At 38.7% G+C, this 11,328-nt stretch carries 12 protein-coding genes and 1 pseudogene; 9 read left to right on the plus strand and 4 right to left on the minus strand.

All coding sequences use genetic code 11. From position 1 onward, the window contains the following. Positions 1 to 297 precede the first annotated feature (297 nt). Positions 298 to 663, minus strand: coding sequence for a helix-turn-helix domain-containing protein (locus ACFIL2_RS03955; RefSeq protein ID WP_375617863.1), 366 nt, complete (start codon positions 661 to 663; stop codon positions 298 to 300). 371 nt (positions 664 to 1,034) lie between these two features. Then, positions 1,035 to 1,400, minus strand: coding sequence for a helix-turn-helix domain-containing protein (locus ACFIL2_RS03960; protein ID WP_375680196.1), 366 nt, complete (start codon positions 1,398 to 1,400; stop codon positions 1,035 to 1,037). A gap of 563 nt (positions 1,401 to 1,963) precedes the next feature. Between ACFIL2_RS03960 and ACFIL2_RS03965 the strand changes: the two genes are divergently transcribed. After that, positions 1,964 to 2,152, plus strand: a complete 189-nt coding sequence (locus tag ACFIL2_RS03965; RefSeq protein ID WP_375640363.1) for an antitoxin — start codon at positions 1,964 to 1,966, stop codon at positions 2,150 to 2,152. Beyond that, a complete protein-coding gene (locus ACFIL2_RS03970) occupies positions 2,130 to 2,438 on the plus strand; it encodes a type II toxin-antitoxin system RelE/ParE family toxin (protein WP_375627984.1) in 309 nt (102 codons plus the stop codon). Before ACFIL2_RS03965 ends, ACFIL2_RS03970 begins: the two co-directional genes overlap by 23 nt. A 282-nt stretch (positions 2,439 to 2,720) precedes the next feature. On the opposite strand, the gene ACFIL2_RS03975 is transcribed toward ACFIL2_RS03970, so the two are convergent. Beyond that, positions 2,721 to 3,497 carry a TIR domain-containing protein gene (locus ACFIL2_RS03975; protein ID WP_375633428.1) on the minus strand — a complete coding sequence of 259 codons (777 nt, stop codon included), beginning with the start codon at positions 3,495 to 3,497 and terminating at the stop codon, positions 2,721 to 2,723. A gap of 310 nt (positions 3,498 to 3,807) precedes the next feature. After that, entirely contained in the window at positions 3,808 to 4,470 is a 663-nt protein-coding gene (locus tag ACFIL2_RS03980) for a thiamine phosphate synthase (protein WP_375642895.1), read from the minus strand. A 364-nt stretch (positions 4,471 to 4,834) separates the two neighbouring features. Between ACFIL2_RS03980 and ACFIL2_RS03985 the strand changes: the two genes are divergently transcribed. From ACFIL2_RS03985 to ybgC, 7 genes and pseudogenes are all read left to right on the plus strand, one after another. Next, the gene (locus ACFIL2_RS03985; RefSeq protein WP_375642894.1) at positions 4,835 to 5,977 is read left to right on the plus strand and encodes an OpgC family protein; all 1,143 of its coding nucleotides are present in this window, start codon (positions 4,835 to 4,837) and stop codon (positions 5,975 to 5,977) included. A 180-nt stretch (positions 5,978 to 6,157) separates the two neighbouring features. Beyond that, a complete protein-coding gene (locus ACFIL2_RS03990; protein WP_375676986.1) occupies positions 6,158 to 6,676 on the plus strand; it encodes a DUF1465 family protein in 519 nt (172 codons plus the stop codon). Positions 6,677 to 6,698: 22 nt separating this feature from the next. Next, a pseudogene (locus ACFIL2_RS03995) lies at positions 6,699 to 6,943 on the plus strand (DUF1465 domain-containing protein); the annotation flags it as partial. Positions 6,944 to 8,257: 1,314 nt separating this feature from the next. Beyond that, positions 8,258 to 8,773, plus strand: a complete 516-nt coding sequence (gene ruvC, locus ACFIL2_RS04000) for a crossover junction endodeoxyribonuclease RuvC (RefSeq protein WP_375633424.1) — start codon at positions 8,258 to 8,260, stop codon at positions 8,771 to 8,773. 13 nt (positions 8,774 to 8,786) lie between these two features. After that, positions 8,787 to 9,401 (plus strand): Holliday junction branch migration protein RuvA, encoded by a 615-nt coding sequence (gene ruvA / locus ACFIL2_RS04005; protein ID WP_375633423.1) that lies wholly within the window; start codon positions 8,787 to 8,789, stop codon positions 9,399 to 9,401. A 13-nt stretch (positions 9,402 to 9,414) separates the two neighbouring features. Continuing rightward, positions 9,415 to 10,509, plus strand: a complete 1,095-nt coding sequence (gene ruvB, locus ACFIL2_RS04010) for a Holliday junction branch migration DNA helicase RuvB (protein WP_375633422.1) — start codon at positions 9,415 to 9,417, stop codon at positions 10,507 to 10,509. A gap of 211 nt (positions 10,510 to 10,720) precedes the next feature. After that, positions 10,721 to 11,161 (plus strand): tol-pal system-associated acyl-CoA thioesterase, encoded by a 441-nt coding sequence (gene ybgC, locus ACFIL2_RS04015; RefSeq protein ID WP_375611759.1) that lies wholly within the window; start codon positions 10,721 to 10,723, stop codon positions 11,159 to 11,161. Positions 11,162 to 11,328: the final 167 nt, after the last annotated feature.

Genomic DNA, 11,328 nt, shown 5'->3' on the forward strand with positions numbered 1-11,328 from the left:
CATCATTACAAGCCGTATAAGAATTTCATTTCTATATTACTTTTTATCTCTCAGTTTTTCGTCTTGGTTCAAGGTAGGGTTGGGTAAGTTAAAAAAGTAGCATAAATGTCGACGAGAGACAGACTGTTTAAAATAGTTCTGTTAAAAATAATAATGATGAAGGGTTATCGTATATAAAGATGCTTATCTTCTATTATATCAAGGGCTTCTCCTCTTAAAATGAAAAAATGCTTACAATGGAGGTTGCTTTTTAAAATACGTATGAATGCTTATGAATAGTGCGCTATCCGTGTGATGTTAGCTTGCATTCTCATCAGAGATCAGCTGTAAAAAGGCTTTCTTTTTTACCGTTGTGAGAGTTCTAAATCTTTTGAGCAGCAGGTATTCCTCTGTGCTTGATGCGATTTCATCATGAAGGTATGCGGGCTGTTGTTTTGTTAAGATATCGGCATAAAAAAAGGAAAGTGGAACATTCAAGATATCAGAAATTTCTTTTAATCGCCCTGCGCTGACACGATTTAAGCCGTTTTCATATTTCTGGATTTGTTGGAAAGTAACACCTAAAGCGTGTCCTAAAGTTGTTTGAGACATTTTTAGCATTTTTCGTCTCAAACGAATTTTTTTGCCAATAAAAAGATCAATATTAAGATTTTGAGATTGCATTTTTCCCCGCCGGTTGCGAGCGCCCTCGCATGAGTATTCCGGGAGCTTGAAAGTACTGAAATCTAATCAGCTTTTTTTGCTTTTAGTGCTTAAAGCACCTGGACATAGCAAAAACTCCCGGAATTCCGGGATACCCACAAAGTGGGGTAAATTCATGCTTAGATTTTCGGGCTTTCAAGACCCTCTTGGTCGTTGCGTATGCGACCAAAACATCTTTAAATTCATAAAGTAATTTTAGGAAATTTACAATAAAAATTAAAATAGTGTCTCTTAACGTGTCGTTTTTTTAAATGGAGGGGTGGCATGTTTTGCATTCAAGCAATAAAGTGTTCACAAAGGGGACTTTGAATAGCGCACGCTATCGCGTTATGTTAGCTTGCATTCTCATCAGAGATCAGCTGTAAAAAGGCTTTCTTTTTTACCGTTGTTAGAACTCTAAATCTTTTTAAAAGTAGGTATTCCTCTGTACTTGATGCAATTTCATCATGGTGGTATGGGGGCTGGTGTTTTGTAATGATATCCGCGTAAAAAAAGGCAATAGGAACATTCAAGATATCAGAAATTTCCATTAAACGCCCTGCGCTGACACGATTTAAGCCTTTTTCATATTTTTGAATTTGTTGGAAGCTGACGCCTAAAGCGTGCCCTAAAGTTGTTTGAGACATTTTTAGCATTTTTCGTCTCAAACGAATTTTTTTGCCAATAAAAAGATCAATATTAAGATTTTGAGATTGCATTTTTCCCCGCCGGTTGCGAGCGCCCTCGCATGAGTATTCCGGGAGCTTGAAAACACTGAATCCGAGTCAGCCTTTTTGCTTTTAGTGCTTAAAGCACCTGGACATAGCAAAAACTCCCGGAATTCCGGGATACCCACAAAGTGGGTTCATTTTTACGCTCGGATCTAGGGTTTTCAAGGCCCCTTTTGGTCGTTGCGTATGCGACCAAAACATCCTNTTTTACGCTCGGATCTAGGGTTTTCAAGGCCCCTTTTGGTCGTTGCGTATGCGACCAAAACATCCTTTAATTCATAAAGTAATTTTAGGAAATTTACAATAAAAATAGTTTTTTACTTACAAAATTTGTTTTTTAATGAGAGGCTATCTGCCTCTTAAACCTCTCTGGAACGATTACCAAAATCATGATATCAGATCCGTGTTTTTTGAGAGGGTTAAAAAGCCTTAAGTTTTAAGATCAAAAGAACTTTGGACGCTTAAAAGTTAAACATTTTCAATTCGCTAGTATTGACAACATAGCCAAGAGTAATTATCTTCAATATTCAGGAATAGAAAGGACATATATTATGAAGACCACCCTTTCTCCGCTAATTTCAGAGTTCGAAACCGTTGAACAGGGAAGCAGCTACACTGCATGGCTGCGCGATAAGGTAGCGAGCAGTCTTGCAAATCCATATCCTCCTATTCCGCATGATGAGGTTATGGCTGAAATGGAAGTTATAATCAGTCAGCTTGAAGCTGAACAGGACAAGTGATGCTTCCGGTTGTTTGGTTGTCTTCGGCGCGCGACAATTTGCGTCAGATGTTACCTATATTGCTCGCGAAAATCCATCTGCTGCGCGCCGAATGAAAAGGTTTTTGGAAGCATCCGTACTGCCATTGGCTGAACATCCATATTTATACAGACAGAGTGAGAAGGTATTAGGATTACGAGAAATTGTAGCGCATCCAAATTACCTTATATTGTATCGAGTAGCTGCAAATCAAATCGAAATTGTAGCTGTAGTACATGCCCGACGTGAATTTCCTATTTTTCTTTAATCTAATCAGAGGCTATCTGCCTCTTAAACCTTTCTGGAACGATTACCAAAATCATGACAACATCCCCGTGTTTATTAAAGGGACTAAAATGATTTCTTTCACGGTAATGAATACACACGCGGTCTCTTCACTAAAATTTGCACAATCGCTTGCTGTTTGAAGAAGGGTGGGGGGTGGATCGTTTCTTTGAGCCTATAGGATGTGTGTGTCTGTGGAATGTGGTGGGGTGTCTTTTGGTTTTGGGCGTGCGCTTTAAAAGTTAAAGGGAAGCATTATTCAAATTTAATTTAATGCATGAGTAATTTCATTTATATTAAAAGAGAAATCAGCTTCTTGTAAGCGCTTAATAAGTTTGGGAAATGTTTCTTTTACCTGCTCTTTAAAAGAAAGGTAGTAAACTCCACCAACATCTGAAGGCATTTCAATGCCTTCTTTTTGTAGAATAGCAATCCTCTCAAGAGGAAGCGCGGCAGCTAACATGCCCATTTCGAAAATAACGTTTTGTCGTGCACGGGGTTGAATTTTTTCTTCAACCTTTTGTCGTGCACGGGGTTGAATTTTTTCTTCATCTTGAGATATAGCATAACCCATGTCATCATGCGTGAGGAGTACAATACCAAATTTTATAGAACCGTTACAAATTTCTTTTTTCAAAGTTTGAATGATGGTTAAACCATTACCACTCGTATTTTGTAAAATGTATGGTTCGAGATCAAGCTTGAGAAGAGCATTTTCAAGCTCCTTTAAGGCATAACAATCATGACCATGAACGATAAAGATTTTTTTATTTGAGGTATTGGAGGCAGTTTTTGAGGAAGGAATCGTTGATGTTTCTTCTAGATGCTTTGCTAAATCTTCTATTAACTTTTGTTTTATGTTTTCTTTGCCTTGAACTTGAAGTTTTCTTGTGCTTTTATACCAATTAATAATGCCTCCTTCGGAGGTTTTGATCTGATATATTTCAGGGGAATCATGTTTTAGTAATTTACTTTCTATGATTTGATATCCAGCTTTGCAAATTATGTTTGTAAGATCTTCAAGTGTTCCGCTATATTGCATTTTTATGTCCCCTGCATATTTGTATCGTCAGCTATTGGTATTCAGTACCAATATTGAAAATGACCATTTTCCCCAATCATAATGCTTTGTCTTTATAAGACATCGAACGAGAAAGTTTTTATGATCCTTTTTTCTATATATTATATGAAAACAAGACGATAGATTTTTCATCAATTTGATTGAATTATTAAGCAATTTTATTGAGTTTCGAGGTATCCTCTTTATCTGTTATTGTGTGTTCTATATAAGTAATATAGTGGTGAGTATTTGGATTTTTATTAACGCTTTATTTATAAATTCTCCTCCTGTATTACAAGGGGGTGTTTTCACATTTTTCTTGCATTGTTTTAAGCAGTATTAAGGGGTTGTCGTTTCCCAAAATGACTTCTTCTACAGCAATGAATTCACATCCAGTCTTTAAGACTTCATCAAAGGTTGAAAAATCGCTTCCTGCTTGCACAACAGCAGGGATTTCCATAATTTCTGCCCACCATGTTGCTAACTGGAGATTGCGGGGGTGCGCTTGGGTTTTTTTATCAGCACCGAGTTTTCCAAAGAACAGGTAATCAACACCTGTTTCCGCTGCAAGCATAGCACTATGGCGATTGCGTAGATTGCCAAAGCCTATAATTTTTTGTTCCTTTTGCTGATTTTTGAAGCTTTCAAGAGCGTTAAGATCATCTTCTATGTGCAATCCATCAGCCTTTATGCGCCCAGCAATGCGGCTGTCATCAGCGATGAGAAGGGCTGCGTCATGATGTTGAATATCTTCTGCGTAAGTTTGCGCTTGTTGTTGTAAAAAAGAGCTATCATCTTTCAACTTTTCAGAATCATAGAGGATGACGCATGCAAAAGACTTTGTTTGCAAAATTTGCTGCAATAATGCGTGTGGGGTGTTGCGCCGAACATCGAGTGTTAAAATCAACTGAGGGAAAAGAGGTGGATCAATTGGTTTATTTTTTTGTTCTGTCATGTCAAATCCCTGTTTCTTAGAAAAAATAACGCTTAAAAATTAAAGTTTCATTCTATTATGCTTATTTGCGATGAAAGTGACTACCATTTTCACGTAATTTAAAGGATTTGTGGGTGTGTGGGAGCCTGCTTATGAGAAATGAAAGTGTTTTTAAGCATAATATGTCGCCTTTTTGCTGTGATACACGTATGGATGCTTTTCGTTCTTTTGCCTTTAAAAAACTTTTGCCTTTTAAAAAATAAACGCTTAAAATGAAACTTGATACTTAAAAATTAAAATTTCATCCTGTTCATGCTTGTTGGCAATAAGGGTAAGCACCATTTTATGGGACTTCAAGGGGGTTGCAACGTGTGGGAGTCCACTGATGAAATACCAAGGTATTCTTGAGCATAATACTCAACCTTCTCATCGTGATACACGCATTGATGTTTTTCGTTCTTTAGCCTTATTGACGATTTTCATCAACCATATTCCCAGAACGATCTATGAGTCTTTTACCCATAGAAATTTCGGTTTTTCTGATTGTGCAGAAGTGTTTGTTTTGCTTTCAGGGATTGCTCTTGGGTTAAGCTTTCATGGACGGTTACAGCAAAAATCCTTTGCTTTTATCATCCGAAAACTGTGGTACAGAGCTCTGCAGCTCTATGGCGCATATCTTTTTACTACTTTTGTCACGTTAAGCCTTTTTTTTGCTGCCTTTTTATTATGGCGAACAGAAAAACTTTTATCGATGAATAATGTGGGACTCTTTTTTAAAGAGCCTGGTATCGCATTTTTGAGTACCTTAAGCTTTGGGCATCAATTGGGATATAATAATATTCTTCCTCTTTATATCGTTTTGATGTTTTTTGCGCCTTTTATCCTTTATTTGAGTTGTAAACAGACAAAGTGGCTGCTTTTGGGTTCGTTTACGCTGTATCTTATCTGCGGATTTTATAAAATTGCTCCTCCTTCTTATCCTTTAGAAGGAAAGTGGTTTTTAAACCCTTTGTCTTGGCAATTCTTATTCGTCATAGGATTGACCAGTACTTTAGCGCTTAAACAAGGAAAAACAATCGCTTTTCAGTCTTTTTGGATTGTTTGTGCGGCAGCGTATCTCTTGTTGGCGCTGTTATGGGTTCGCTTAAACTGGTGGGGCATTTTGGGGTGGCTTGGCTGGTCTTCCCCGTTGGTGAACTTTAATAAAACCTTTTTAAGCTTGCCACGTTTACTCCATGTTCTTGCATTAGCCTTTCTCATTCTTTCTTTGCCACGCATCAATAAATGGTTTTATGTTTCTCAGAAACATCCTTTAGCAATTTTAGGAAAACATAGTTTACCGGTCTTTGTAACGGGAACCATTTTTGCGATGTTTGGACAAATTATAAAAACAGTGATGACAGAAACGGTTTTTTCCGATACCTTCTTAATAATAACGGGTATTGCTTTGCAATTTGGAGTCGCTTATTATTGTGAAAAACGGCAATCTTGGCAGTGGTCCTTTTCAAGGAAAATGATCCGTTTATAAAAAACATTCCTATAGTGTTTGTTGGGCACGTTAACCTTAGTATAAAAAGTGCGTTGCGCAAAAAAATTAAAAGAGGTAGCAGTTTTAAAAAAAAGCGTTCTATACAGCAACAAAAGAAACTTTTTAATACTCTGTTCGTTGAGGGGTATGATTTTGTGCTGATACTTGGAGTATAAAAGCGTGAGTGTACATAAACGTCCATATGATGAACCTATTATCATGATTGAGCATAATGCTTTTGAAAATGCTTTTAATCGTCTCTACGAAGAAACAATGGCGCTGATTGAAAAAACCGCAGCGTATATTGACTCAGAAGGGAAATTAGTGGCACGCTCTCTTTCGGCAGAGGTTTCTGCAGTCTATGCGAAAGAGGCTATGTATTTAAGTACACGACTTATGCAAATCGCTTCTCAACTCCTTCTTCTTCGCGCAGAGCGTGAAGGGGAAATGTCATCAGAACAAATAAAAAAAGAAATTGTAAAAGTGTCACTTCATACACCGACATTGGAACTTGAAACCCCTCATTGGCATGAATTGCCAGAAATTTTTCGCCAATTTGTTTCTCATTCATTGCGTTTAGAAGCGCGGATACAGTATATGCGTGCTGGGTGGGAAACTACGGACTCCTGTGCTCTAGAAGATGATAACCCTGTAGGAAAACAAATCGAATTGCTCAAAACAGCCTTTGCGCGTTCTTAGAGGTACTCCCCTTGTTTTGTGCGAAGGGGAAATATCATCAGAACAAATAAAAAAAAGAAATTGTAAAAGTGTCACTTCATACACCGACATTGGAACTTGAACCCCCTCATTGGCATGAATTGCCAGAAACTTTCCGTCAATTTGTTCTCATTCATTACGTTTAGAAGCGTGCATTTTGTTTCATTTAGAGATGCTGCTGTAGTTTAAGCGCTTTGGTCAATAAGCGGCGGCTATATTTTGAACGATGATAATCCAGTGGGAAAATAAATCGAATTACTGAAAACAGCTTTTGGGCGTTCTGAGAAGAATAGCGCCTTGCTTCTTTCTTGCGATATTTAGAGCAGTATATCCATTTTTTACAACCAAAATTTCACAACTAAAACCAATCTAGAGTGCTTTTTTCTGCCTAATTTCTATTTGAGCGTAGGAAATATCTTGAGTTTATAGCTGAGAGAGGGATAGGTATTGATTTTGAATTATGGCATGGAATAGGGTATGGTTGGTCTTTGTGGGAAATCGACTTTGGTTGATTGCAGCTAGAACACTTTCTGTTGATCTATCGTGTGATTTTGTTTTGGCTCTGATAATGATTAGACGCTAGATAGAGCAGGGGCTTGTACATCAATTTATTTATGCTCTATAATTTATGCCTATAAAGTTGCTGTAAAATGTGTGTTAATGAGGATAATACACATTGTTGCAGTTTTGGGGCTTCTTTTGTTTTGAATGGAAGTTATTTCCCTCGCGTAAAATAAAATATCCAAAATCAAAGTGCCATATAATGAATGTCCCATGGGTTCCTTGCGCCCCCATGCAATGTCCCTCTCTATGCAATGTTCCTCTTTACGTAATGTCATTGTGGTGTGATGAGTATATTCAAAAACACCTCTCAGTTCTTATTCACATCCGTTGAGCCTCTCTCATTTTTACGCTTGCAAAGGAAAAAGCCGGCACTATCATCATCTTTGCCAGTCCCCAATGTTGCAACAGCCTTTGGCACTTGAGACAATTCATTAGAGGCATTTTTAGTCCTTTCTTGTACAGTTTCACTCTATACGGCAATCCCACGTTTCATATGTAAGCGAATGGTTTTGATTGATTCAAGATAAACAGATTTGTAATGAGAAAATCTTAGGATATTCTGGATTCTTATGCAACATACAAAATAATTAATTATCATTATAAATCAATGCGTTGATTTATAATGGTAGCGTCATGCTATAATGTAAAAAGTTTTCGCAAAGTGTGTACCATCCATTGCATAGCCTCTTTACACTTATGAATGTACAATCCAGCACTCTCTATTTGCTCGCTTGCGATGTTTAACCGTTATGGCATTAGTATGATATAGAAAGGGAATTTTTATGCTTTAGAGGGTGCTTGCTTGTAATGTGTGAATGGTTTTGATTGATTTCAGTTATGCTTCATAAAGTGTGTTCCATAAAGATGCTGTTCGTTGTGTGTTATAATTGTATAAATTTGGGGGGATGATTATCTTTTTACTGGTTTTGTCTTGGGTTGTTGTTTTCTTTGTGGTCTTGTCTTTATTCACAAGGGGGAAAAGTGTATAGACTGTAGTTTATGGCAGAGACGATTCGTATTATAGGCATTGATCCCGGATTACGGCGTACAGGGTGGGGCGTTATCGATGTTGTGGGTAATCGTCTTCAGTTTATTGCAGCAGGGACGGTTTCTTCTGATGTACAGTGTGAGCTGGCTTCCAGGCTATGTCAGATCCACAAAGGTCTTTCAGAGGTTGTGCATCAATTTATGCCCCATGAAGCTGCTGTAGAACATGTGTTTGTCAACAAAGATGCTACAGCAACTTTAAAACTTGGGCAAGCGCGTGCAATTGCATTGCTGGTTCCTGCGCAAGCAACTCTTCCTGTTTTTGAATATGCGCCCAACAAAGTGAAAAAATCGGTTATTGGTGTTGGACATGGGGCTAAAGAACAAATCCATATGATGGTCAAAGTTCTCCTCCCACGGGCTGAATTTGATAGCAGTGATGCAGCTGATGCTCTTGCTCTTGCTCTTTGTCATAGTATGCATCGTAAGAGTGTTGACCGATCTTATCAGGCAAGGATGGCGATATGATTGGGGTGAAAGCATGATTGGCAAATTAAAGGGCACCCTTGAACATATCTTTGATGATCATATCCTTCTTGATGTTCACGGTGTGGGGTATGTTGTTTTTGTGTCAAATCGTCTGCGTCCTTCTTTACCCTCGGTTGGGGAGGCGTTAAGCCTTTTTATTGAAACGCATGTTCGGGAAGATGCAATCCGCCTTTTTGGTTTTGCTACAAGAGCTGAACAGGAGTGGTTTTGTCTTCTACAAAATGTTCCTGGAGTAGGGGCAAAGGTTGCTTTGGCAATCTTGGGTACTTTATCGCCAGATGAACTTGCACAGGCTATTGCTTTAAATGATGTTGCGATGATTAGTCGAGCGCCAGGCGTTGGTAAAAAAGTCAGTGAAAGAATTGTGGGTGAACTGAAAAGTAAAACACTCCCCTTTGAACAAGTGGTCAAGACTGTTTCGGTGCCTCAGCGTGATATGATCAATCAACCTGCGCATGATGCGCTTTCCGCGTTGATGAAGCTAGGGTTTGAACGAGAACATGCATCCCGTGCTCTTGCTCTTGCGATGAATGCTCTTGAGGGGGAAACTGTTTCTTCTGCCCTGCTGATCCGCCATAGTCTCAAATTGCTTTCTTCTCCTACTTAAAATCAAGGTAACAATGCATAAAGATGAAGATAAACGCCTTCTGGGTTCCGCCCCCCTTCCTAACGATCCAGATCGTTCCTTGAGGCCACAAGTTCTCGATGACTTTATTGGTCAAGAAGCGGCACGGGCTAATTTAAAAATATTTATTGAAGCAGCAAAAACACGGCAAGAAGCGCTGGATCACGTTTTGTTTGTAGGACCACCGGGGTTAGGAAAAACAACGCTTTCACAGATTATGGCAAAAGAATTAGGCGTTAATTTTCGCTCTACTTCAGGGCCGGTCATCGCTAAAGCAGGGGATTTAGCCGCTCTCTTGACCAATCTTGAAGAACGTGATGTCTTGTTTATTGATGAAATTCATCGCTTAAATCCGGCGATTGAGGAAATTCTTTATCCAGCCATGGAAGATTATCAACTTGATTTGATCATTGGGGAGGGGCCGGCCGCACGCTCGGTGAAAATTGATCTGGCTAAATTTACTTTGGTAGCGGCAACCACACGTTTGGGGCTTTTGACCACGCCGCTGAGAGACCGTTTTGGCATCCCAATTCGTCTCAATTTTTATACTATAGAAGAATTGGAATATATTGTGCAGCGTAATGCACGACTTTTTGCCGTCAAGATCAGTGATGATGGTGCTCATGAAATTGCACGCCGAGCACGGGGGACCCCTCGTATTGCCGGACGGCTTTTACGGCGTGTTTGTGATTTTGCTTTGGTTAAACAAGCAAAACAAATTGACCAAAAAATCGCCGATGAAGCGCTTTCGCGCCTTGAGGTTGATCATCTTGGTCTTGATCCGCTTGATCGTCGCTACTTGCTCCTGATTGCGGAAACTTTTTTAGGGGGACCGGTGGGGATTGAAACAATTGCTGCTGCTTTATCAGAACCACGCGATGCCATTGAAGATATTGTTGAACCGTATTTGCTCCAACAAGGGTTTATTCATAGAACCGCTCGTGGACGCATTCTAACTGAAAAGGCTTGGAGCCATTTAGGGCTTTCTGCTCCAGCCTCTACAACGTCTATACAAAGGCGTTCTCAACTTTCTGAGGCTCAAGAGAATTCATCATTTCAGACATCTTTATGGGATGGGGAAGATGATTAAGACATTCTCTTTATTAAAAGAAACTATGTGAATATTTTATAGCAAGGTCATAAAATACAAGAGACGTGCCTTCTTTTAGCATATTCTGGCTAAAAAGGTTTGGCACTATTAAAAATTTTTTGCTTTTCACAACTTCAACACAAAAATGTGTTCAATCTTTTGATTGATAGATAATTTGCTATATTAGATGATTTTATGGGATATGAAGTCGATGACAGAAATAACACCTTTTAAGAGCAATCATACAAACGCTTTTCATAATTTTCAGGTCCGCGTTTATGTTGCGGATACAGATTTTTCCGGTGTAGTTTATCATGCGCGTTATCTTGAGTTTTTTGAACGAGGACGTTCAGAGTTTTTACGGGATACCGGTTTTAATAATAAGATGTTAGCAGCAGGGGGTGAGGGGGAAAAACTGTTTTTTGTTGTTCGTCATATGGAAATTAATTTTTCAAGACCAGCTAAAATTGATCATCTTTTAGTCGTTAAAACACGTGTTACTCATATCCAAGGGGCCCGCTTTTTTATGGAGCAATCTATTTTGCATGAGATGACCACGTTGGTAACAGCCAAAGTTGAAATTGCTCTGATTAATGAGGAGGCAAAACCGCGACGTTTACCCAAAGAACTTTTTGCAAAAATGCTTGGTTAAAAGTGTTATTCATTGAATTAGCAGTTTCAGGAAAGATCAGCAGATATAAAGTAATCTACAATCTAAGATTATACATTTATCATAGCCTAAATGTTTTCCAATAAGGTTACACGATACAGCAAAAGAAAGCACCTCTGCTACAATAACTACAATAAATTGAAGATGAT

The sequence above is a fragment of the Bartonella sp. AP30XZML genome, from assembly GCF_042195945.1.
In the GTDB taxonomy this organism is placed as follows: Bacteria; Pseudomonadota; Alphaproteobacteria; order Rhizobiales; family Rhizobiaceae; genus Bartonella.